This window comes from Candidatus Zymogenus saltonus (assembly GCA_016929395.1).
Taxonomy (GTDB): domain Bacteria; phylum Desulfobacterota; class Zymogenia; order Zymogenales; family Zymogenaceae; genus Zymogenus; species Zymogenus saltonus.
Window position 1 is genome coordinate 61,220 of the sequence record JAFGIX010000025.1, and the last position, 22,271, is coordinate 83,490.

A 22,271-nucleotide genomic window follows, 5' to 3' on the forward strand; every position below is an offset into this window, starting at 1 on the left:
ATACACTACAAAACCTTAATTATCGAATACAGTTTAAGTGGATAATTTTTTCTGTTCAGAAGAGATATATCGTATAGTATTCTGTTTTCGATATTTTAACAAACACAATCAAGTCTGATCTGGATACTTCCCGGTGATGTTGGAGTAAAAGGCCAATATCCTCTTCAGATCCGCTTCGTAGTTGCCGGTGGGGAATATCAATGGGCCAATCCCTGCGGCCTTTTTGAGATAATCTACGAAGGTGAGAAGGATGGGTATCTTGACGCCCATGGCGATGTGGTAGAATCCCGATTTCCACTTCTCAACCTTCTTTCTCGTTCCCTCAGGCGCAAGCACCAGGATCATCTCCCTTTTCTCGTTGAAGACTTTTACTAAATAATCTACAACGTTTGACGACTGGGACCTGTTGATCGGGATGCACCCCATCCACTTGAAAAACGGGCCGAAGGGGCCTTTGAAGAGGCTTTTCTTTGCCAGTATCGACATTTTTTTCTTAAAAGCAAAGGCGACGAGAATGGCGATGGGGAAATCCCAGTTAGAGGTGTGGGTTGCGATTGCCACAAATTTAGGAATATTGGGAACTTCCCCTTCGAGCTGCCAGCCGAAGAGATTTAAGATGAACAGAGAGATTCGCCTGAGTATGGAATTTAATATAGGTGTTTCGTAAATAGTTATGCTCATAATATGAGTTCTCCTTTAAAAAAATAATTGCAAGGATTTAAAGAGGAAGTGCCTTAAAAATCCCTACTAATCCGTAGACCTTGTCCATAGTCTATGGTCTTTATAGTATTAGAATATCTTTTGTCTCTGTTGATGTCAAATGAAAAATGGACTTTTTTACAATTCCTAATAATTGGTCTGATTGTCCGCTCAAGGCGAGGTGGAAAATGTGCAAATCGAAATCAACCATTTTTGAAGAGACTCGATATTATGAGGGAGAGGATAAGAAAAGAGAGTATGATCACGATGACCGTTCTCCCTTTCCTTTTCAACAGGGGGAAATGAGTCACAACCTCGGTCAGGGATGCCGCAGACATAGAAAATAGCGAGACCAATGCGATATAGAAGCCGTAGCGCTCGCGGTAGTTGGTCAGGAAGAATATCCCGAGATCGATGTAGACCGTGGAGATAAAGGTCGACAGCGCCTCCGCAAGGGAGGTGATGGAACGAAGCAACGGGCGTCTCTTCCCCACGATGAAAACGGCCAAGATAAAAATCACAACCCCGATTATAGGTGCCGTTAACGCCTCCGTCGCCTCATTTTCGACAACAAGCGAAAGGCCGGATATGCTCTCGCTTATGACGGCGCCGTCGCTGCAGCCCCTCACCTGAGACGCCCAGGGGAGAAAAAACGACGCGATCAGGAGGAGAGAGGCAAACAGCTTAAGCCGTTTTAGAAAAGCGGAGGCGGAGAGGGCGATTCCGATCCAAGTCGTCGGGTTTACTTCGTTTTGTTTCTCTTTTCCATCAAGTCGCTTAAGAGGCATATGGCTTCCTCTTTCGTCCTTATTGTTCCCGTGGTCTGGGAAAGGAGGATCTCGGACTTTAATTTTCCAACCTTGATACCCTCCTCGATCCCGGTCAGGGCCATGATCTCCCTGCCGGAAATCAGGGGAAGTATGGGCCTTCCACCATTATACACTCTGTCAAAGGCGCTGAAAATGTTCTCTATGAGCTCCCTGTTTCTTTTGAGCCTATCATTGTTGAATGTATCCATTTTCCCCGCCAGCGTGTCGGCGAGGCCCAGGATCAGAAGCCCGGGGATATCCTTCCCCACGTCTCTCAGAAGCCTCCCGATCCCCCTTTCGCTCACCTTTTCGGCGGACGCGAGGGAGAGAAGGCGCATGTGGTTTTTTATGAGGTCTGTTCCCATCTTTGCAACCTTTCTTCCGAGGATTATCCTTTTTGCGATGTTTTTGAAGATGTTTGCCCCCCTGTTCTCGTGGCCGTAGAATGTGGCGTCCTTTTCCCCCATGCCGTTGACTTCTGATCTGTTTGTTTTTTCACCCTTGGTTTCGGGTTTTCCTGCATCGTGGAAGAGGGCCGTGAACTTGATTAGGGAAGACCTGGTCCATCCGCCGCTGACGGACGCATTTAGATAGTCGCGTAGAAAATCGCCCCTCTCCGGGAATTGGGCCTCCGGTCTTTCGACGATGGACTCGGCCTCCTTTAGGCATAGGAGAGAGTGGCCCCAGACATCCTCCGAATGATAGCGGTTCTGGCTTACCCCCCTCATGGTTTCTACTTCGGGGAATATAACGCCCAAAAGCCTCGATTGATCCATCAGCACAATCGATGAGTAAGAATAGCTGCCCAAAAAGAGCTTTACAAACTCCTCCCCCAGCCTCTCCTTTGCGGAGTTTTTTATAAGCCCCTTATAACGCCCGATCCTGTTAAGAGTCTCCTCCTCGATTTTAAATCCAGGTAAGGTCGCCATGAACCTGAAGGCCCTGACGAGCCTCAGGGGATCGTCTTTAAACGTATCTTCATGTGCCGTTCTGATTATTCCCTTTTCGATATCGTTTCTGCCGGTATTCGTGGGGTCGAGGATAGTGTTCTTTTCTATTATGTCGACCCTTAATGTGTTGATGGTAAAGTCCCTCGCCTCGGCGTCCGATATATGATTATCTCCCTTGGGGGAGGAGAAGTCGAAGACGGCCTTCCCCCTAACGACACGATAGATCCTCTCCTCTTCGTCGAGGACGACGAGGGTACCCGGGAGTTCCGTCGCCCACCTCTTTGCAAATTTTTGAGAGTCGCCGAATACGATGAAATCGAAATCCTTGATTTGGCCAGATGATTTCAAGCCGATCAGATAGTCCCGGATTGCGCCCCCCACGAGGTAGACGTCGCACCCGGACGAGAGCACGAAATCGTGGAATCGGTCGTATTCCGGAATTAGATTTTTGAGGGGAATTATGTCCATCATAAAAAGAGGGGGGATTTGGGGGAACGGTTGGTCCCCCCAAATCCTTGAGTGAAAAAGCATTATGTTATTTCTTTGAAGCTTTGACCTTGCCTTTGTCTCTTCTTAAGTATTTTAGACTCTTCCAGAGGGCCACTATGAATATCAGGAAAAGCAGAAGCCAGGGCAAAACGGCAAAGATGAAGATCATCAGCGCCCTGATTGAATAAGAAAAGGCCTCGAGGGAGTCTCTGATCGAGTTTTTGAGGGGCGTCCATGCGCTCTTTGACGGACCGATAGGCGAGGGCTCGGCGAGGTTCAAGGTTATCGTGGACATGCCCAGCAGATTGTCATAGTAGCGAAGGGTCCCCTTGATGCTCTCGATTTCTTCAAGGATTCTACCGAGCTCCCTCTCCACCTCCAGAAGATCCTTGACGTTGGTAGTCCGCTTGGCCAGGAGATCCAGAAGCCTCCTCTGCATCTCCTCTTTGGTCTTGAGCCTCAACTCCAGATCGTAGTACGTCTTTGTAATGTCCTCTCCCGTGATCTTCTTGGACTCGATATCGCCCAGTGTCTCGATTTTTTTTATGAGGCTCTCAAAATTATCGGGGGGGACGCGAATCGTTATTTCACCGCTCATGTTGCCGAGGTCCGACTTGTATGACGAAGAGTCGGCGATAAATCCCTTCTCTGACTTCACCATGTCCTGAAGGGTGTCGAAGGACTTGAGGAAGTTTTTTGTCTTTATCGTTATCTGGGCGCTCTTTATTATCTTCCTCTTTATTACATTTGGGACTTCGGTTTCGGGGGTTGTAACGGTTTCGCCGGGTGCAGGCGGCGCCTCGGCCGGCTCTTCGGCAAGTTCGTATTCCATGACCAATTCCTTAGTTTTACCCCCCATGCCGGGAAAGCGTGCTTCCTCCGACTTTCCGCACGAGAAGGCCGCAAAGGCCAAAACTAAGATGGAGACAAGTAAGATATTTAATCTATTGTTTTTCATTTTGATATCCCTCCATATTTTTCTATTATGACAGATAAAAGCGTGTCATTGTTTCATCTAAAAAGCACTCTTTTATCAATGTATAACACAAATAATGCGACAAAACAAATAGAAATCGCTTTCCTAAATTCTTGACAAAGGCGGCAAAATCGGGTATTTATAATACAGGGGGGAGAAGAGTATGGGAGAAAGTCTTTGTTCTTCGGCATGTAGAGCACGTAAAGATATTGGATTTAGGTTTTTCGTAAGTTTAGTCTCAGGTTTCCTCATTTTGGCGTCGCTTTTTGGCTGTGAGCTTTCAGCGGGCGGTGCCAATACGGACAGGTCAAGAAACATCAGGGAGCTTGAGAGGGCGGTGGTTGATCTGGAGCGGAAGGTGGATGAGATAACCCTCCAGCTCTCAAAGCTTGACGAAAGGCTGAAGGAGTACGAAAAGGGACTGAATATAAAAGGCTCGGAAGGCGAAGGGGAGAAGATAAGCGAGGAGAAGATCACGGGAGACGATGACGCCGCTTCACCGGGTACGTATGAGACGCCAAAGGGCGGCGGGAACGGGAGTTCAGAGACGGATCTGCCGAAAGGAGGGGATCCCCAGGGGCTCTATGACAGAGCCCTAAAGGAGATACTGAACAGAAATGCGGAGAAGGCCTTGCCCCTCTTCATCGACTTCGTAGGCAGTTACCCGAAACACGAGCTGACCGACAACGCATATTATTGGATTGGGGAATGCTATTACTCGCTTAAAAAATATGAACTTGCCCTCGAGAATTTCACCATAGTCAAGGAAAGATTTCCCGAATCGGGAAAGACACCGGATGCCCTCCTCAAGATGGGCTATTCTTACGTTGAACTGGGGGACAAGGAGAGGGCCAAGGAGGTATTGAGCGATCTGGTCTCAAAATATCCTGACAGCTCTTCAGCGGATCTCGCCAGGAAGAGGCTTTTGGAGCTTAAATGATATTTGTTTTAAGATGAATTTTATGGATAAAAATGATGAGTAAAGCTATGAATAAAAGGCTGATTCTTATATTGGCAATTCTCGTGTTTCTCCCGGCGATTTTCATATTTGCACAGGATGAGGCAACAACACCGGAGACGACGGACAATGAAAACGTCTATACGGTTAAGGCCGGGGACACCCTTTCGAGCATAGCCCAGTCCTATCTCGGCAGCGCGTCAAAGTGGCGGGACTTATGGGAACTGAATCCTCAGATCAAAGACCCTAACAAGTTGACGGTCGGCCAAAAGATAATCCTGAGCAAAGCGAAAGAGGAAGAAATAAAGCCAACAGAGGCACCATCCACGCCCACACCGGAAACGGAGACCGTGGACGGAGGAATATCCGAAGAGACCTTGACGACACCGGAGATTGCCCCGCCGGCAATGACTACGGTTACGGAAAAGCCGAAGGAGAAATTCACCTTAAAGCCTTCCGATTACTATACCATACCTAAGGTGAAAATATCCGGCTTTTTATCAGAAAAAGACCTCGAGGACTCCGGGTACATTTACCGTTCCCGTCACAACAGAAAGATGATAACCGATGACAACATAGTATTTATAAGGTTGCCGAAGGACAAGATGGTAAAATTGAAGCCGAACGACAGGTTTTCGATTTTCAGGATTCTTGAAAAGGTAAAACACCCCGTAACGGGTAAAAAAATCGGCTATGCTATTAGCGTAGTCGGCGATCTGGAGGTTACCTCCCTCGGGGAAGATACGGCCTCTGCAATAATAGTGACGGCAAGCGACATTATCAAGGAGGATGACAGGATTATTCCCTATGAACAAACCGATGAAAAGGTGAGAATCGTCAAGGGGGAATTTCCAGTTGTGGGCTATATCGTGTATTCCGTTATGACCTCAAGGGACATATTGGAAGAATCTCTTCTGTCCGATGATGACGTTGTCTATTTGGACAGGGGTTATGCGGACGGGGTTAGGATTGGAAATATTTTTGATGTTTTGAGACTTAACGAGAAATACAATACAAGGAAGCTGACGGCCGAGGAATATGAAAAGATGTTGCAGAAAGGCGGTGATGAGGACAGCCGAAGCGTAGTTTATCCACCGGATATAATAGGGCGAGTAGTCGTGATCAATGTGGGTGAATACACATCAACGGCCGTTATAAACAGCGCTAACGACGTCATTCACCTCGGGGATATGGTAAGACTTCAAATCGAGTAAATCCACCGTCCTTAAACAGAGCTTTGCGGCGTCGGGGCTCCTCGGCGCCGTTTTTTATCTTGACATGAATAAATATTTTTTATATATTTTCATTCATGAACGACACTTCCGTATATTCCCTGGCGCTCTCTCAATTGAGCGGCATAGGCAACATCACCTTCAAGAGACTTGTGGAGCATTTCGGAAGCGCCCGGGAGGTATTTAAAGCGGGGCGAAAGAGTCTGGGCGAGATAGAGGGGGTTTTTGAAGCAAAGATAAAGGCCATAACCTCCTTCGATGACTGGGAGTCGGTAAGGGAAAAGATTAAGGCCGTCGAAGACAAGAGGGCGAGAATCATTTCCATAGAAGACAAAGAGTATCCCAAAAGGCTCAAGAATATCTACGACGCCCCGTCGATCTTGTATATAAAGGGCTCCTTTGCGGAAGAGGACGAACTCTCCGTTGCGGTCGTCGGCTCCCGGAGGGCCAGCACCTACGGATACCTGACCGCCGAAAATATTGCGGCCGGCCTCGCCCAAAGGGGAATAACCGTGGTAAGCGGGATGGCCAGGGGGATAGACTCGAAGGCCCACACAGCGGCGTTGAACGCAGGCGGGAGGACGATAGCGGTATTGGGCTCCGGGATCGATGTCGTCTATCCACCGGAGGGAAAGGGGCTTTACAACGAGATAGTAGAAAGGGGTGTAGTCATAACGGAATTTCCACTGGGGACACATCCCGAGCCGGGCAACTTCCCAAGGAGGAACAGGATAATAAGCGGGCTTTCGGTAGGGGTGGTGATAATCGAGGCCTCGGAGACGAGCGGGGCGCTGATTACGGCAGAGCTCGCCATCGATCAAAACCGGGAGGTCTTCGCAATCCCCGGAAATATCAACTCTGTAAGGTCCAAGGGGACGAACAACCTGATAAAGAAGGGGGCAAAGCTGGTTGAGAGCGCCGAAGAGATAATAGATGAGTTGAGGTTCATATTCGGGGAAAGGTTTAGAATCGACGCGGCCCAGCAAAAAGATTGGTCGACAAGCGGCGAGTCGTTCACGGAAGAGGAAAGGAGGGTGCTGACCTGTTTGGGATTGGAGCCCGCTCACATAGACACCCTGATCGACGAGACGGGCTTTAAAAGTGAGATTGTCCTGAGAATACTCCTGGAATTGGAGATGAGGGGTTTTGTAAAACAGATTCCAGGGAAAAACTTTGTTCTAAATTGATTTTTGGTTGGTTAAATGACAAATGCACTGGTTATAGTTGAGTCTCCCGCAAAGGCAAAAACGATAGAGAAGTTCCTCGGCGGTGGATTCAAGGTCCTGGCGTCCTACGGACACGTCCGCTCGATCCCCAGCAAGAAGGGATCGGTAGACATCGAGAAAGACTTCGAGCCGAAGTACGCCGTTATCGAGAACAAACAGAAGTACATCGACATAATTGAGGCTGAGATAAAAAAGGGGGTTGACGAAATATACCTCGCCACAGACCTCGACAGGGAAGGAGAGGCGATAGCATGGCATCTCACGGTCGTTTTGGGAATCGACAACGGCAACGGGAAGGTGACCGTGCACAGGATAAGGTTTTCGGAAATCACCCAGAGCGCCATCAGTGATGCGGTGAAAAATCCGGAGAAGATATCCAAGGATCTCGTCAACGCCCAGAGGGCAAGGGAGATACTTGACTATCTTGTCGGCTTCAACCTTAGCCCATTCCTCTGGAAGAAGGTCAAGTTCGGGCTTTCGGCGGGTAGGGTACAGTCGGTTGCCCTGAGGATGATCTGTGAGCGTGAAAAAGAGATCGAGGCGTTCGATCCCGAGGAGTTCTGGACGATCACGGGCATTTTTACCGATGAGGGCAGGTACGATCCGTTTTCGGCAAACCTGATCTCGGTGAAGGGCGAGAAGCTGGACAAGTTCGACATAGCGAGCGAGAAGAAGGCGGTCGAGATAATCGACGACATGACGGGCCTGAAGTTTTCGGTGGGCGAGATAAGGAGGAGGGACACCAAGAGGTCCCCTTACCCCCCGTATATTACCAGCACGCTTCAGCAGGACGCGTCGAACAAGCTCGGCTTTACGGCAAAGAGGACCATGGATGTGGCCCAGAAGCTCTACACGGGTAAGGAGGTAAATGGAGAGCTGGTCGGCCTGATAACGTACATGAGGACAGACAGCAACAACATCGCCGAGTCCGCACTTGCAGAGGCGAAGGAGGTTATCGAGGGCACATTTGGCGACACATACTCGCTGAAGTCGCCGAGGCGCTTTGCAAAAAAGGTCAGGGGCGCCCAGGAGGCCCACGAGGCTATTCGTCCAACGTCGTTCAAGAGAGAACCGAAGTCTCTAAAGAAATTCCTCACGAGGGAAGAGTACAGGCTCTATGACCTTATCTGGAAGAGGGCACTGGCCTCTCAGATGACAGATATGATTTTGGACTCCATATCGGTGGACATTGTATCGGAGAGGGGGGATCTTTTCAGGACGACCGGTTCCACCGTGAAGTTCCCAGGGTTTTCCAAGGTCTATCCGGTGGCGAAGGACGACGAGGCGGCAGCCATAGGGGAAAATCTCAAAAAGTATAAGGGGGGAGAGCCCCTCTCAACCATAGGATTTGTCCCAGAACAGCACTACACGGCACCGCCGCCGAGATACAACGAGGCATCTCTCATAAGGGCCCTCGAAGAGCATGGGATAGGAAGGCCCTCCACTTACGCCGGGATAATAAACACGCTCAAAACGAGAAAATACGTGAGGATAGTCGACAGGCGTTTTTTCCCCGAAGATGTCGGGATGATAGTGAGCGATCTTCTGGTAAACCATTTCAACAGGTATGTCGACTACGAGTTTACCGCCCATATGGAAGAAGACCTCGATAACATAGCCGGGGGGAAGATGGAGTGGCTCCCGATGATAAAAGATTTCTGGGGGCCGTTCAACGAGCTCCTCGATGTCAAGGATAGAGAGGTGAGAAAGGAGGACGTTTACAATCAGAAGACGGACAAAACTTGTCCGGAGTGCGGAAAGCCGGTATTGATAAAGCTGGGCAAGTTCGGGAGATTCTACGCCTGCAGCGGTTATCCCGACTGCCGGTACGTCGCCCCCCTTGAGGGTAGGGAGGAGGAGGTCCCGGAGACGGATGAGATTTGCGAAAAGTGCGGAAAGCCGATGCAGGTAAAGAAGAGCAAGTACGGGTACTTCCTCGGCTGTACGGGATATCCCGAATGCAAATTCAACAAGCCGATTAAGGCTCCTTTCGACACGGAAGTAACCTGTCCGGAGTGCGGCAAGGGGACGCTCGTGGAGAGGGAGGGAAAGACAAAGAGGAGCAAGGGGATGGTATTTTACGGGTGCTCGAGGTTTCCCAAGTGCAACTACACCATAAGGGAGCGCCCGTATCCGGAACCGTGCCCCAAATGCGGTGCGCCATTCGTCGTCCTCAAGACGGATAAGGACGGCACGAAAAGACTGGAGTGTATAAAGGATAATTGTGACCACTCGGAAGAGATAGGGTTAAAGGACCTTGAGAGGTTAGAAAAGAGGAAAAGTGCCTGAGATAGTAGTAATAGGGGGTGGCCTTGCGGGGTCGGAGGCCGCCTGGAAGGCCTCGAAGATGGGGGTAAAGGTCACCCTCTACGAGATGAAGCCAAAGAAATTCTCCCCAGCCCACAAGAGCGGAGGACTTGCGGAGCTTGTCTGCAGCAACTCCCTGAGATCGGAATCGGAGGAGAACGCGTCCGGTCTCCTGAAAAAGGAGATGACGATCCTGGACTCCATCATCATCTCAGCCGCCGAAAAGACGAGGGTGCCGGCGGGCTCGGCCCTGGCCGTCGACAGGCAGAGGTTCTCGGAATATATCACCGATAAATTGAAATCGGAGCCTAATATCGAGATAGTGACCGAAGAGGTGGGAAAGCTCGAATTCGACGTGCCCACAGTTGTGGCCACTGGTCCCCTGACAACGGAGGGTCTCACGGAGGAGATAATGGGGCTGACGGGGAGCGACAAACTTTTTTTCTACGACGCCATCTCCCCGATCATATTTACCGAGAGCATAAATATGAATGCGGCCTTTCGCGGCTCCCGGTACGGAAAGGGGGGCGATGACTACATTAATCTTCCGATGAGCGAAGAGGAATACTACGGATTAGTAAGGGAGATAAAGAAGGCCGACGAGGTGACCCCCCACTCCTTCGAGGACAAAAAAATATTCGAGGGGTGTCTCCCCATTGAGGTGATGGTGAGAAGGGGGGACAACACCCTAGCCTTCGGTCCAATGAAGCCGGTCGGGCTCGAAGACCCGAAGACGGGAGAGCGTCCCTTTGCGGTCGTCCAGTTGAGGCAGGAGAACAAAGAGGGGACGCTTTACAATATAGTCGGCTTCCAGACAAGGCTCAAGCAGGGAGAGCAGGACAGGGTGTTCAGGATGATACCGGGCCTTGAAAACGCCCAGTTCGCCCGTTACGGAAGCGTCCACAGAAACACGTTCATTTCATCTCCTCGGCTCCTCTTTCCGACCCTTGAGCTGAAGAGGAGGCCCGGTCTCTTCATATCGGGCCAACTGGTGGGTGTCGAGGGATACGTGGAGTCTGCGGCGATGGGAATCCTGTCGGGCATCAACGCCGCGCTTCTTGCCCTGAACGAGGGCTTGATGATTCCCCCCAGAGACACGGCCCTGGGCTCCCTCGTTTCTTATATCACCGACAAGAGAAACAGGGACTTTCAGCCGATGAATATAAATTTCGGCCTTTTCCCGTCGCCCCCGGCGGGGGTTAGGAAAAAGGACAGGAAGAGATACATGGTTAAGAGGGCATTAAAAGAGATGGGGCTTTGGGAAGAGAAGATAAGTCGGCTGACCGCCTAAATCCCTCGGCGCAGTCGGTATGTCAAAAGGGTATGACCCGTATTACGCATTTAATAGAAAAAATGGGGGATATGATGGACAGTGAATCATCGGCTCTGGTGATTTTTGTGACGGCGGGAAGCGAGATTGAAGCGGAAAATATCGCCATGGCACTTGTCCAGGATAGGCTTACCGCGTGTGTCAGCATAGTCCCGAAGATAAGGTCGATTTACATCTGGGAGGAGAAGCTCGAGAAGGAGGAGGAGATCCTTCTGATCATCAAGACCCGAGAGGCGCTATTTGAAAGGGTAAGGGGAAGGGTCAAGGAGCTTCATAGCTACTCCGTCCCGGAGATAATAGCCCTGCCCGTAACAAATGCGCTCAAGGAGTATCTCGACTGGATTTTTGAGGTGACGGTCTGATTACATTAAGCTTGGGAGTGGTTTTTTATAAGAAGGGCAGGGGAGATTATTAAAACGTGTTAGGAGGGCTGTTCATCGTAACAACGGGTGGACTGGGTCAAGGGTAAAATGTTTTTCTAACTCCGGTCTGGGAAAAAATTCGAGGGCGATAGATGAATAGAGGGAGAGCATCGAGACTCCTGTCAGGATGTAATAACACCTTGACAAAAAGGAGAGGGACGGGGATTAAAAAGGAGTGTTTCATGCGTCGTATGTTGGGCATTGTGAAATCGGGACAAGGTTTGGACGGCGTAGGAGATGCCTTAAGTGGACCGGCGGCAAGTCAGAAACGCCGATAGAACATCGAGCAGGCGATACATGAGGGGGTGTAGATCGGAGGAAAAAATGAGCGGAGATTTGAGGGGAGAGAGGAGCTAAGATTGAGGGAAAAAGTGAGGCGGAGATTGAAGGGAGGGAAAGGGGATCGTTCTACTTATTCGACTTACTCATTGTCCAGCTGAGAGAGAGCCTTTTTAAGAACAGAGCCGATAAACTCCTTCAGCTCCTCGTCTTCAATATCTTCGGTAAGCTTTTTAAGCCTTTTCATAGCTGTTTTTGAAGGAGGGACGGTTTTTTTGTCCTTCGGCACGTGGGGCAGGGTCTCCAATTCCACCGGTATCTCCCCCTGGATGAATCTGATCTCTTTAACGATGTCGTCACCGAGCCTCTTGTTGAGTTTTTTGATTATCTTTTCCTTCATCATCGTGAGCTGCTGAGTCCATGTCGGATTTTTTGTGATCACAACAAGCGCCCCGCGGTTGATCTGCTTTGGGGCCGAGTTCTTTGCGACCCTGTCTCCAACCACCTCGCCCCACACGGAAAATACTTTGTGCTCCTCTACCTTGGCTCCCCATCCCCTGTTCTTGAGGATGTCCCTTATTATATCTGATATTTCCCCGCCGTTTTGGTATTTGTCGCGCTCATCCATGTCAGAATGGTAACACATTAAAAATTTCAGTCAATTGTTTTTCGACTTGAAAAAGGGCGTCTAATATTCTATTATTCTATGAAATTCACTTGGTTAAAAAAGATTAGCGCCTTCTGACTTTTTCTTGATTTCAAGAGAAAATACTATATAATTACGTTGTATGTGTAAAGATTTCTGACATCGAAGTAAAGCGGTTTTTTTCAAACGGGACTTGGAGATGGGCGATGAGGATCGGTGTGATATCCGATACGCACATTTCATCCGTTGGGGATGATTTCAAGGATTTCGTAAAAATCCACTTTTCCGATGTGGATGTAATAATCCACGCAGGGGACTTTATCGACGTATCCGTTGCAGAATATTTGTACAATTACGCCGAGCTCAATTTCTACGGTGTATCCGGCAATATGGATCGGGGCGTGATACAGGATGAATTGCCTAAGAAAAGGGTGGAGAATTTCGATGGGGTGAGGATAGGGATTATTCACGGATGGGGTTCGCCGAGCGATTTGCCGTCGAGGGTCGCCGCAGAGTTTTCCGTAGATTCGGTTGACTGCGTGGTGTTCGGACACAGCCACACGGCGATGAACAGAAGGGAAGGCGGCGTGCTCCTCTTTAATCCAGGGGCCCCGTTTGACAGGAGGTTTTCGAGGGACAACACCATAGGTTATCTGACAGTGGACAGCGGAATAGAAGGGGAGATAGTTTCGATTTGAACGGCGAAAAAAGAGAGAACCTCTGGGCGCCTTGGAGGATAGAATACATTAAGGGTGAGGGGAGCAGGGAGAAGGGCTGTATCTTTTGTAACAGACTGAAGGAGGAGAGAGACAGGGAAAACCTGATTCTTGCTAGGGGTGATCACTCTTTCATTATAATGAATCGTTATCCCTACAACAACGGCCACCTGATGGTTACCCCGTATCGTCACATTGGCGATATTCTAAAGCTGAAAAGAGAGGAACTGCTCGAGATATTTTCCCTTGTGAAGGTCTCGACGGAAGCGATATCCAGAACGATGAATCCCAGCGGATTCAACATTGGGATGAACCTAGGAAAGGTGGCCGGGGCCGGGGTGGACGATCATATTCATGTTCATGTCGTGCCGCGATGGGAGGGAGACACAAACTTCATGCCGGTTCTGGGGGAGGTCAAGGTGATCTCGGAGCATATACTATCGACTTACGATACCCTTAAGGGCGAAATAATAAACTTTTTAGATAAGGAGAAGCCATGAAATATATTAAAATAATCCTGTTTACGGCGATTGTAATGATCCTCGTGCTCTTTGCGGTGAGGAATCAGGGGATGGTGAACTTCGTCTTGGGCTATAAGACCACTTTCATGATGGGGACTGAGGCCAAAGAGGAAGTAAATAAGGAAAAGGAGATAAAAGAGAAGGCCGGAACCGAAGCGGCCACCCCTAATGGCGAAGTTCCGACGGGCACAGAAGCCGGAGTTGAATTCATTCCATCGGATGAGGTAACGGCCCCCGAATCTGTGGTCGTAACGGAGACGGAAAAGGCTCCCAGAGAGATAGGATACGAAAGGGAGTTTGAGATACCCCTCTTCCTGCTCGTGTTTATTGAGGCGTTTGTCTTGATACTCCTGATGTCCCTTGTGGGAATATTCGAGGATATATCGTTGAGACAAAGAATAAGGGGGCTGAACAAGGAAAATAAAAAGATGAAATCGGAGCTTAATATCCTTAAAAAGGGCGAAAGGGAACCGGAAAAGACCAAAGCCGGAAAAACGGAAGAAGGCGCCAAGATCACCGATGAAGAGAAATCTGACAAGGGGAAGAAGGAAGCAAAGAAGAAGGGGTCTTTTTTGAAAAATATCAAAGGGGAAAAGAAAACGCTGCCTGAGGGTGAAGATAAGGGATTGTAACTTGTTTTATTTCCGCCTCGGAGTGAATAGTATTGGAAGAAGAGCGGCGTTGGTGTATTGAGGCTGAAATGGAGAGATGGCCGTTGAATTAAGTGAAGATAGGGAGATAACGCTTAAAGGCTGTTTGGGGGCGAGGTACCACGAGATATAAATAGTAATATTGAATAAGAGTAGCGATGGTGTTTTGAAAGTTGAGATGGGGAAGTGACGCTTAAAGGCTGTTTGGGAGAGAAGTACCACGAGATATAAAATTACAAATGCATTGTGATTTGATTTTTCGTTTTCAAACTCGACAAATAGCACAAAGCAGGATCGCTGTGGTATATCGAAATGGAGATGGGCAAAGTGGAGATGCGGAGGCAACTTTTTAAGGCTATTTCTTTAAACAGGGCAACATGAGATATGAAGGTATTGTAATCCGCCCGCCAAGCGAGGCGGGAAGTCTGATCCTCCAGGTTACATTGGGCTGCTCTCACAACAAGTGCACTTTTTGTCCGACATACAAAAAAAAGAAATTCAAGATCAGGCCACTTGAATCCATCAGGGCCGACCTGAAAGAGGTCATGGGGTGCGGGAGGATAAGGAGGATATTTTTGGCCGACGGCGACGCGCTCATAATCCCCCAGAAGACTTTAGGTCCGATTTTCGACAGCATAAATGAGTTTATATACGGGATCGACAGGATCGGGATATACGGAAACGTCAAAAGCATATTGAGAAAGACCCCTGAAGAATTGAAGGCCCTAAAGGAGAAAGGGCTGGGGATAATCTACATGGGTCTTGAAAGCGGTGACGGCGAAATTTTAAAAAAGGTGAAGAAGGGGACGGGGCCGGAGGATGCCGTTGAAGCGGCGAGAAGGGTCAGGGAGGCCGGAATCCTCCTGTCGGTGACCGTCCTTATGGGATTGGGGGGGAAGAACGGCTCCAAGCGTCACGCCCTCGAGACGGGGAAGATCCTCTCGGAAATGAACCCCGATTTTGTAGGCGCATTGACCCTGATGATCGTTCCCGGCACCCCACTGTATGAAGATTTGCAGAAAGGCACATTTGTCCTTCCGGACCAGATGGGTTTTCTGGAAGAGCTCTATCTTATCCTCAAAAGCATAAACGTAAACAGCTGTCTCTTTACATCAAACCACGCATCGAACTACCTTCCGTTAAGGGTAAATCTTCCCGATCAAAAAGATGAAGCAATATCTTTGATTCGCAATATCCTCGACGAAGAGAGGATAGATCTTCTTCGCCCCGAATATACAAGGGGTCTTTAGGAATTCACTCCTTATCATGGGATCATATTTCAGAGAAGATTTATTTGACAGAAGGATAACACTTCTCGATAGTATTCTCGACTACACCCAGGGCATTGGAATCAGAAATAAAGATTTTTGGATGCTCAAGAAGAGCGATCTGCGCTTTTGCCTCGGGGAGACGGAGATAAATATACGAATTCCGTTTATATTCGGGGGTGAGAGTGAAGAGATAATTGAAGAGGCCCTGGAGGAGCTTCTCTCCCTTATAAAGGGACGTATCGAGCCCCCGATTATCTACGACAGCCGCGGCGGCATGATGATATCGGTGTTGGATGAAAAGGTCAAGCTCCCCCCAAAAGGGTACAGGCTCGGAGGAGATTTCACCACCAAGATCGAATATAACTCCGCACTTGTCACTCTCATTTCGGATTCCCTCATGGATGCGGGGATTATCGTAAGCTGGCTTTCTCCAAAGCTATCAGGGAGAAAGCTTATTAACGAGCTAACGAGAATTTACAGAAAGGCGATCGAAGAGGAGATAAGGTTCGGCGGGAATGAAAAGACGGCCTTTCTCACCCACCTTGCGCTATCGAAATTCTTAACCGAAAAGAAGGAGATCATAAAAAAGGTAAGCATAAAGGGAATATCTTATGAGAAGCTCGAGCGCTCGATAAGCATCTTTTTCTACGCTTTGATCCTCAGCATTATCGAGGATATATTTAACAAATTCAGGAGGAAACAGCTCTCTTACGATCTCAAGAGGATTGAGTACCTTTTAATGGGGAGCACGACACCCTTTTTCGCCCTCGGCATAAAGAACTCCCTTTTGAACAGTGAGATCAATCCATACAACCTGTCGCTGAAGATAATATCCAAACTGGAAGGCGTGTACAGCCGGACGGCTAAGAGGGCGATAAGTCTCTTCGATCTCCTCTCCAAAATGACGGAAGCCGTAATAAGAGACAAGGCGCTTTCCGATGACATCCTGGGATTCTATTCAACCAGCAAGTTCAGGGATGACATATTGGATTATCTGGTACTGTATGACGATCAGAGAGATGAGACGAATGCATTTCTCTCACGGCTGGCGTATGACGAAAAAACCTTCAGGAGCCTTTGGGAGGATCAGAAGACGGCATCGAGGTTGATGGTGGGGCTTTACAAGATCAACGAGAGACATTTTACAGACAAGGAACGAACCACCAAGGTAAAGCAGATGATCAATCATCTGAAGGTCTACAAGAAATGGGGTACACTCCGCATGTTCTCGACGGGGAAGGAGGGGACAAAGTTCAAGATTTCGGAGGTGCTCAAGCGCTACATCGCTTATAGGGTCGATCTCGGCTACGATACGTACATCACCACATCGAAACAAGCCTTTGAAAACAAGAAGAATAAGCTGAAGTTCAACGAACTCGTCCACAGCTACGACGAGGGGCGGCTTTACAGAATTTCCGCAGATCATAAGCTGACCTTGATAAAAAAGGAGGGGAGAAAGGAGGGCCACCTCTTTGTGGACCTCAAGGGATTTACAAGAAGGACAAGGAAATCGGGAAGCCTTGTCATGGCGGAGTTTTTAAAGCTCGAGTTTTTTTTACCTATAATAGAGGCCGCAAAAAACTACTACCTCAAAGTGGGAAAAGACCCTTCATTGGGGCTCGATCTCAACAATCTCCTGGGCGATGCGGTGACCTTTTCGGGAAATATACTTGCGCTGTTTGAGCTGGCAAAAGAGATAAGAAAGATAGTCTCGCAATATCAGAAAAAATTGATACAGAAATACCCGGAATTTGACGAAAGGATTCAGAGGGAAAAGTTGAAGTCGAGGTATCAGGCCGATCTCAAGAGACTCAACGAGAATTCAAAGATGATAATCGGCACTATCATCGAGCTGAACGAGATCATGGATGCAAAGAGGGGCATGAGCCCGGTGGAGATGATGAAGGCCCAGTTGAGCCATTTCAACAAGAGCATCGAGGCCTACGTAGACGCCATAGGGGAGATCTCCACAAGGATAAAGGATACGGATCGGGTGGACATAAAAGAGAGGCTGGCCGAGAGCGAAGGGGTTCTGAGAGACAAGCTGTCCTTCATAAACAAAGGGAAGAAAGAGCTAAAGATGGAAGTGGAAAAGCAGCGCCTGGAAAAGAGATCGATGGAGTTCTACAAGGAGATATGCCAGGACGAGATAGTACAGATAAGGCGGCTTAACGCAATGCTATCGACTGTCTACAAAAAGAAGACGGAGCTGGTACAAGCCTATTACGAGAAGCTCGGAGAGATAGTGGATCTTGGTATGAACACCGGGCTATATATCTCTTACGGGGATGTTGTGGAATCGGTTGATCTGAAGGACAACATTTGGGGAGACGTCAAGGTAAACATCGCTGATAAAATAAACGAGGCCGCAAGGGGCGCGACAAGGAGTCAGAGCATCAAGAAAAGGGTGGACAGATATGTGGAGAGGTGCTGTTTTGAGATGGAAAATCCGAATCTCATCTACCCGTTCAACGTTATAGTCGGAACGGACTATTCCTTGATAAAGCCGATAGATGAAGAGCCGACCTTCTTTGAGGAGGAGATAGACTCCATCCTTGATTATGCGGAGAGGCTCTTTGCCGATGAGTGCGACGGAGAAAAAAAGGTCTCAGGACTCGAGATATGGGAGAAGGAAAAGGAGCAGTTTAACAAGGAGTTCATCTCTACGAGTACCGATATATACAACCTCGGGGAGGCCCTGTCCGGGGATGCGCTGAGAGAGTTTATTCGGGAGAGCAGGGGCCGCCTGTACTTTTTTGAGAAGAGGGTCTTGAGGGGGGAGCTCAATCAAGAATTCTGGAAGCTCTTTGCATTCGAGGGGACCGAGATTCATCTCATTTTTGGGGTCGAGAACAAAAAGGATCGGGATCTCGTGGAGATATTCAGATACGCCGGCAACATCGATTACACGGGAACCACAAAAAGGGAGCATACGGAGGTTTATGAGATAATCCGTCCCACATCTCTTTTCTACAAGTTTATAATGGACTATCACTTCCTGGAATGGTATGAGGGATCGAAGGTGAAGGATGAAGAGAGGAAGGGAATTGTGAGAATGTAATGGCAAATATTTTTTAGGTAAAAAAACGATGAGAAAAAGAGAGATACTTTTTGATTTTGCGATTGTTTTGCTTTCAACGGCGGTGATTCTTTCTCTTATGGTTTCCAATGTTTCGGCATTTGAGACCGCCGGTGAGCTGAAGGCAAAGGGGGATGAGGCCTTTTTCAACGGCGACTTTAATGATGCGATTGACTATTACACAGAGGCCATTGAAGAGGACAATGGTTTTGCAGATGCCTATAACGCAAGGGCCTGGGCCTACAATGTCGTAGGGAGATATTACGATTCGATAGCGGATTGTGACAGGGCCTTAAGACTTGACCCGAGTCTTGTCTACGCCTATATAAACCGTTCCTGGGCAAAAAACGGCCTGGGTAAATTCAAGGAGGCAATTTCCGACTGCGACGAGGCAATAAGTCTAAGACCTCCCCTTTTTCTTGCAGACGCCTACGTAAACAGGGCGTGGGCAAAAAACGGCATAGGCTTATTTAAAGAAGCCCTTTTAGACTGCAACAGGGCGATAGAGATAGACCCAAACATCGCCTCCGCATTTACCAACAGGGCATGGGCAATGAACGGACTCGGAAGGTTCGGCGAGGCGATATCGGATTGCAACAGGGCGATAGGGATTAAGCCGAATTACATCCTGTCATACTCCTATTTCAACAGGGGATGGGCTTATTACGAGCTTGGGAGGCACGAAGAGGCCAGAGAAGACTACAGGAGGGCGTGTGATCTTAAGAACGAGCTCGGCTGCAAATTATACGATAAGTTGAAATAGTAAGGAGAAACTGTATCCGAAGTGATTGGGAGGGGCAGTTGGGCAGGGGTGCCGGGGATTGGAAGTGTAGGAAGGCCGGGGCAAGGATGCGATGATGCGCAATTTCATACAAAGGGGATGGAAATAGAAATTATTCAGGATTTGCCCTCGTCATAACCCGGATTCTGGGGGGGGGTGACTGTCGGACGGGATTGCTAATTTGAATAAGGGGAGGGGGGATAAAGATCGGCAGGAGTTGAAAAATATTAAGGGCAAAAAGGGGGGCCGCCTCTTGGATTCCGAGAGAGGCTTATCAGCCGACGGAAGATAATAGGCGTTGGAAGGTTATGCGGCGGGAAGAGGTGATCAGGGGATGGGAATTGGGGGTGGGGGAGGGAAATTTATTGGGGGGGAATCTCTTTTTGTCATAAAAGGATTGGCTTAAATACTTAAAAAAGGCCTGTAAGTCGATAGAAGGAAATCGGTGGCGGCAGGTTAAGCGGCGGGAAGATGTGATTTAGGGAAGCGGGGGAGCAGAGCAAGTCTATTTTATCGTGATATAGATACGATTGGGGATACATACAATCGTATCTCCCTTCTTTGATATTCTGCCCATGTTGATGCACACCTTGTTTGGACACGGCGAATCCTTCATGTACACCTCACCATCTTCTATGACGACCGTGCTGACGCCAAGAATGCCTGTCACCTCGATGACCCTGTCCTCGGAGATGGGGTAGGTGCCGAAAACCTCGTTTCCCTCCTCGATGACCACCGTCCGTCCAGCATTTGCAGATATGGATTTGAAAAAGACAAAGGCCGTTGCTATCAGGACGACGCATATAACGATGAAAATTATGTCGCTTCTCTTCATATCACTCCAAGATTGATGGGGCTGATCCTATTTAGATGTTATGGATTAAAACAGCTTTTGAAATATAGGGGAACGGCCGTAAGGCCCGTTCCCCTATATTTTTTTTAGGCAATTCAGGTGCAGGAAAAACAGTTAATAAATTTAGCTCAAAAGCTATGTCTCTAAAACTGGTAGTGGAAATGCCGCTTGTTATTTAATCATCTCCCAATCACACAAACGGCATAACGTCTAAAGGATTTTGGGCTCAATTCCCGACCTTCCCCCACCAGCCCCATTTATTTCACCAGCCCACTGTCGTCAATCAAGACTAACTTGCCCGACCTACGCCCACTAGACATCTGCCGGTCAATATCGGTTCAGCCAACCCCCCTTATACCAGCCAAAGGCCCGTTGAACTATCCCGAGACCGTTGACTCATCGCCGTTTTCCCCCTGCACCTTTCCTTCCTGTTTTCTCGGTCCGCCCCTTAGTCTCTCTGGGTGTGACAATCGAGGCACTCCGTAGGAGGAGTCTTGCCCGCGGCCAGCTCTTTATTGTGGCAGACCACACAGGTTTGATGCATGGAGTCTTTATAGGTTAATTCGCCGCTGTCTGCGTTGTGGCAAGACTTACATTGTGCGGGCGTACCGGCGACGAACTCCTCGTCTTCGGTGTGGTGGCACGTGATGCACGATATATCCAGGTTGCTCTGGTGATACTGGTGTTTAAAATCAATGGGGAGGTATCTGCTCGTTGCCTTTGTCGTGTCGTCGATTTTTTCTATCACTTCTCCGTAGTATGCGGTGAGGGCGTCGACAGCCGAAAACGCCAAAACGAAGACCGTAAATAGAGAAATTGCGGCAAAGATACTTAAAATAGTAAATCCTTTTCTATTCTTCTTTTTCATTTTTCACCTCTATTTATATTCAAGTCCCTCGATATCCATGATCAAACGATTCGCCATCCATCCGTTAATCTGAGCGGAGCCGAAGCCGTGAAATCCGCTCGTCCAGTTGCTGGCGATGAATACGTTGTCGATCGGAGTCCTGATCGGTATCTTCTGCCACTGCTCTTTATCCATGTAGAAGCCGTATATGATACCTTCATGGTTCAGAGTGTACTCGTTTATCGTTACCGGAGTTATGACCTCCATCTCCTCGATGTATCTCTTCTCCTTGATCTCGGGGATAGCGTTGGCCGCAAGGTTTATCAGCTCCCAGGCCTTTTCCTCTTTCATCTTCTGGTATTCTTTTTTGTCCTTGGCCCAGATATTGTAATCGCTGAAGGCGTGGAGAACTAAAACCGATTTACCCTTTGGCGCGTATACCGGGTCGCCGTAGTTGGAGTAGATGGTTATCGACACCGCACCTTCCTTGAAGTTACCCTTCATCATGTTGTCATAGGCGGCGGCGCTGTCTAAAGACGTGTTATAGAATATCTCCGTGTCTTTATGGCCGAACTTTTTAAGGTCGATATTCAAGCCGAGATAGACGCCGAAGAGGGAGTTTGCTACCTTCATATTTTTAACTTTATCCACGTATTTCTTCGGCAGGTTTTCCTGGCCGATGAGCTTGTAGATAAGCTGATACGGGTCGGTGTTGGCGACTATGTAGCGTGCGGTGTAGACATCTCCATACTCGGTCTTGACGCCCCTGGCTAAGCCGTCTTCAATGATTATCTCGGTGACGAGGGTGCCGGTCTTCACGGTGCCTCCCAGCTCCTCGATCCTCTCGGCGTAGGCGTTGGACAGGTTCTGGCTGGTTCCCATTACATGTACGGGACCGTCTTTAAGATATGTATTGTTTGCCATCAATAACAGGACCGCTGTTTCATCCGGAACGGGAGCGCCGTAGTATACCCAGAACTGGGAGACAACGGCCTTCAGATCCTCGTTCGTGAAACACTCGTCCAAAATATCCTGCATTGTTTTGCCCTGCCACTTAAAGAAGGTCTTCTGCTTTAAGGGCACCTGCATCTTTGTGGTAAAGGCCTTGAAGCCGCTGTAGCGAAACAGATTGGATAGAGACATATACTCTTTCGAGAATTCAACACAGAGCTTGTGAAACTTGTCGATCCCCTCCGATTCCTCCGGCCACTTCTCCTTCAGGGCGTTGTC

General features: G+C 48.6%; 20 protein-coding genes. 12 read left to right on the forward strand and 8 right to left on the reverse strand.

The window, feature by feature from the left end:
* Positions 1–108: 108 nt before the first annotated feature.
* From JW984_05125 to JW984_05140, 4 genes are all read right to left on the reverse strand, one after another.
* Positions 109–681, reverse strand: coding sequence for a lysophospholipid acyltransferase family protein (locus JW984_05125; protein MBN1572563.1), 573 nt, complete (start codon positions 679–681; stop codon positions 109–111).
* A gap of 221 nt (positions 682–902) precedes the next feature.
* Positions 903–1,487 (reverse strand): hypothetical protein, encoded by a 585-nt coding sequence (locus tag JW984_05130; GenBank protein MBN1572564.1) that lies wholly within the window; start codon positions 1,485–1,487, stop codon positions 903–905.
* Positions 1,442–2,929 (reverse strand): HD domain-containing protein, encoded by a 1,488-nt coding sequence (locus JW984_05135; protein MBN1572565.1) that lies wholly within the window; start codon positions 2,927–2,929, stop codon positions 1,442–1,444. The genes JW984_05130 and JW984_05135 overlap by 46 nt, the downstream gene beginning before the upstream one ends.
* Positions 2,930–2,993: 64 nt before the next feature.
* Positions 2,994–3,905 carry a DUF4349 domain-containing protein gene (locus JW984_05140; protein MBN1572566.1) on the reverse strand — a complete coding sequence of 304 codons (912 nt, stop codon included), beginning with the start codon at positions 3,903–3,905 and terminating at the stop codon, positions 2,994–2,996.
* A 271-nt stretch (positions 3,906–4,176) separates the two neighbouring features.
* Here JW984_05140 and ybgF point away from each other — a divergent pair, with 271 nt between their 5' ends.
* The 6 genes from ybgF (at position 4,177) to JW984_05170 (ending at position 11,338) form a co-directional block, all read left to right on the forward strand.
* A complete protein-coding gene (gene ybgF / locus JW984_05145) occupies positions 4,177–4,863 on the forward strand; it encodes a tol-pal system protein YbgF (GenBank protein ID MBN1572567.1) in 687 nt (228 codons plus the stop codon).
* Between the two features lie 47 nt (positions 4,864–4,910).
* Positions 4,911–6,095, forward strand: coding sequence for a LysM peptidoglycan-binding domain-containing protein (locus tag JW984_05150; protein MBN1572568.1), 1,185 nt, complete (start codon positions 4,911–4,913; stop codon positions 6,093–6,095).
* A gap of 95 nt (positions 6,096–6,190) precedes the next feature.
* A complete protein-coding gene (dprA, locus tag JW984_05155; protein ID MBN1572569.1) occupies positions 6,191–7,300 on the forward strand; it encodes a DNA-processing protein DprA in 1,110 nt (369 codons plus the stop codon).
* A gap of 15 nt (positions 7,301–7,315) precedes the next feature.
* Positions 7,316–9,628: a type I DNA topoisomerase gene (gene topA / locus JW984_05160; protein ID MBN1572570.1), complete on the forward strand. Its 2,313-nt coding sequence runs from the start codon at positions 7,316–7,318 to the stop codon at positions 9,626–9,628.
* On the forward strand, positions 9,621–10,937 hold the full coding sequence (gene trmFO, locus JW984_05165; protein ID MBN1572571.1) for a methylenetetrahydrofolate--tRNA-(uracil(54)-C(5))-methyltransferase (FADH(2)-oxidizing) TrmFO: 1,317 nt from the start codon (positions 9,621–9,623) through the stop codon (positions 10,935–10,937). The genes topA and trmFO overlap by 8 nt, the downstream gene beginning before the upstream one ends.
* Positions 10,938–11,008: 71 nt before the next feature.
* Positions 11,009–11,338 (forward strand): divalent-cation tolerance protein CutA, encoded by a 330-nt coding sequence (locus JW984_05170; protein MBN1572572.1) that lies wholly within the window; start codon positions 11,009–11,011, stop codon positions 11,336–11,338.
* Between the two features lie 481 nt (positions 11,339–11,819).
* Here the strand turns inward: JW984_05170 and JW984_05175 are convergent, their stop codons facing one another.
* Positions 11,820–12,323 carry a DUF721 domain-containing protein gene (locus tag JW984_05175; GenBank protein ID MBN1572573.1) on the reverse strand — a complete coding sequence of 168 codons (504 nt, stop codon included), beginning with the start codon at positions 12,321–12,323 and terminating at the stop codon, positions 11,820–11,822.
* Positions 12,324–12,529: 206 nt separating this feature from the next.
* Here JW984_05175 and JW984_05180 point away from each other — a divergent pair, with 206 nt between their 5' ends.
* The 6 genes from JW984_05180 to JW984_05205 all read left to right on the forward strand — a co-directional run bounded on the left by JW984_05180 (position 12,530) and on the right by JW984_05205 (position 19,323).
* A complete protein-coding gene (locus JW984_05180; GenBank protein MBN1572574.1) occupies positions 12,530–13,021 on the forward strand; it encodes a metallophosphoesterase in 492 nt (163 codons plus the stop codon).
* Positions 13,018–13,539: an HIT domain-containing protein gene (locus JW984_05185; GenBank protein MBN1572575.1), complete on the forward strand. Its 522-nt coding sequence runs from the start codon at positions 13,018–13,020 to the stop codon at positions 13,537–13,539. The genes JW984_05180 and JW984_05185 overlap by 4 nt, the downstream gene beginning before the upstream one ends.
* Entirely contained in the window at positions 13,536–14,192 is a 657-nt protein-coding gene (locus JW984_05190) for a LapA family protein (GenBank protein ID MBN1572576.1), read from the forward strand. Before JW984_05185 ends, JW984_05190 begins: the two co-directional genes overlap by 4 nt.
* 395 nt (positions 14,193–14,587) lie before the next feature.
* Complete coding sequence (locus tag JW984_05195; protein ID MBN1572577.1) at positions 14,588–15,460, forward strand: B12-binding domain-containing radical SAM protein; 873 nt, start codon at positions 14,588–14,590, stop codon at positions 15,458–15,460.
* 16 nt (positions 15,461–15,476) lie between these two features.
* Positions 15,477–18,542 (forward strand): hypothetical protein, encoded by a 3,066-nt coding sequence (locus tag JW984_05200; GenBank protein ID MBN1572578.1) that lies wholly within the window; start codon positions 15,477–15,479, stop codon positions 18,540–18,542.
* Between the two features lie 28 nt (positions 18,543–18,570).
* Positions 18,571–19,323, forward strand: coding sequence for a tetratricopeptide repeat protein (locus tag JW984_05205; protein ID MBN1572579.1), 753 nt, complete (start codon positions 18,571–18,573; stop codon positions 19,321–19,323).
* Between the two features lie 523 nt (positions 19,324–19,846).
* Here JW984_05205 and JW984_05210 read toward each other — a convergent pair.
* The 3 genes from JW984_05210 to JW984_05220 form a co-directional block, all read right to left on the reverse strand.
* Positions 19,847–20,176 (reverse strand): NusG domain II-containing protein, encoded by a 330-nt coding sequence (locus JW984_05210; protein MBN1572580.1) that lies wholly within the window; start codon positions 20,174–20,176, stop codon positions 19,847–19,849.
* 466 nt (positions 20,177–20,642) lie between these two features.
* Complete coding sequence (locus tag JW984_05215; protein MBN1572581.1) at positions 20,643–21,062, reverse strand: cytochrome c3 family protein; 420 nt, start codon at positions 21,060–21,062, stop codon at positions 20,643–20,645.
* Between the two features lie 9 nt (positions 21,063–21,071).
* On the reverse strand, positions 21,072–22,184 hold the full coding sequence (locus tag JW984_05220; GenBank protein MBN1572582.1) for an NAD(P)/FAD-dependent oxidoreductase: 1,113 nt from the start codon (positions 22,182–22,184) through the stop codon (positions 21,072–21,074).
* Between the last annotated feature and the right edge of the window lie 87 nt (positions 22,185–22,271).

What these genes read in the sequence shown, in the direction of transcription:
- topA (MBN1572570.1), top strand. Translation starts at nt 7,316, where the DNA reads ATGACAAATGCACTGGTTATAGTTGAGTCTCCCGCAAAGGCAAAAACG.
- JW984_05180 (MBN1572574.1), top strand. Translation starts at nt 12,530, where the DNA reads ATGAGGATCGGTGTGATATCCGATACGCACATTTCATCCGTTGGGGAT.
- JW984_05205 (MBN1572579.1), top strand. Translation starts at nt 18,571, where the DNA reads ATGAGAAAAAGAGAGATACTTTTTGATTTTGCGATTGTTTTGCTTTCA.
- JW984_05195 (MBN1572577.1), top strand. Translation starts at nt 14,588, where the DNA reads ATGAGATATGAAGGTATTGTAATCCGCCCGCCAAGCGAGGCGGGAAGT.
- JW984_05220 (MBN1572582.1), bottom strand. Translation starts at nt 22,184, where the DNA reads ATGTCTCTATCCAATCTGTTTCGCTACAGCGGCTTCAAGGCCTTTACC.
- dprA (MBN1572569.1), top strand. Translation starts at nt 6,191, where the DNA reads ATGAACGACACTTCCGTATATTCCCTGGCGCTCTCTCAATTGAGCGGC.
- JW984_05175 (MBN1572573.1), bottom strand. Translation starts at nt 12,323, where the DNA reads ATGTGTTACCATTCTGACATGGATGAGCGCGACAAATACCAAAACGGC.
- JW984_05190 (MBN1572576.1), top strand. Translation starts at nt 13,536, where the DNA reads ATGAAATATATTAAAATAATCCTGTTTACGGCGATTGTAATGATCCTC.
- JW984_05130 (MBN1572564.1), bottom strand. Translation starts at nt 1,487, where the DNA reads ATGCCTCTTAAGCGACTTGATGGAAAAGAGAAACAAAACGAAGTAAAC.
- JW984_05150 (MBN1572568.1), top strand. Translation starts at nt 4,911, where the DNA reads ATGAATAAAAGGCTGATTCTTATATTGGCAATTCTCGTGTTTCTCCCG.
- JW984_05135 (MBN1572565.1), bottom strand. Translation starts at nt 2,929, where the DNA reads ATGATGGACATAATTCCCCTCAAAAATCTAATTCCGGAATACGACCGA.
- JW984_05140 (MBN1572566.1), bottom strand. Translation starts at nt 3,905, where the DNA reads ATGAAAAACAATAGATTAAATATCTTACTTGTCTCCATCTTAGTTTTG.
- JW984_05170 (MBN1572572.1), top strand. Translation starts at nt 11,009, where the DNA reads ATGATGGACAGTGAATCATCGGCTCTGGTGATTTTTGTGACGGCGGGA.
- JW984_05210 (MBN1572580.1), bottom strand. Translation starts at nt 20,176, where the DNA reads ATGAAGAGAAGCGACATAATTTTCATCGTTATATGCGTCGTCCTGATA.
- JW984_05215 (MBN1572581.1), bottom strand. Translation starts at nt 21,062, where the DNA reads ATGAAAAAGAAGAATAGAAAAGGATTTACTATTTTAAGTATCTTTGCC.
- JW984_05125 (MBN1572563.1), bottom strand. Translation starts at nt 681, where the DNA reads ATGAGCATAACTATTTACGAAACACCTATATTAAATTCCATACTCAGG.
- JW984_05200 (MBN1572578.1), top strand. Translation starts at nt 15,477, where the DNA reads ATGGGATCATATTTCAGAGAAGATTTATTTGACAGAAGGATAACACTT.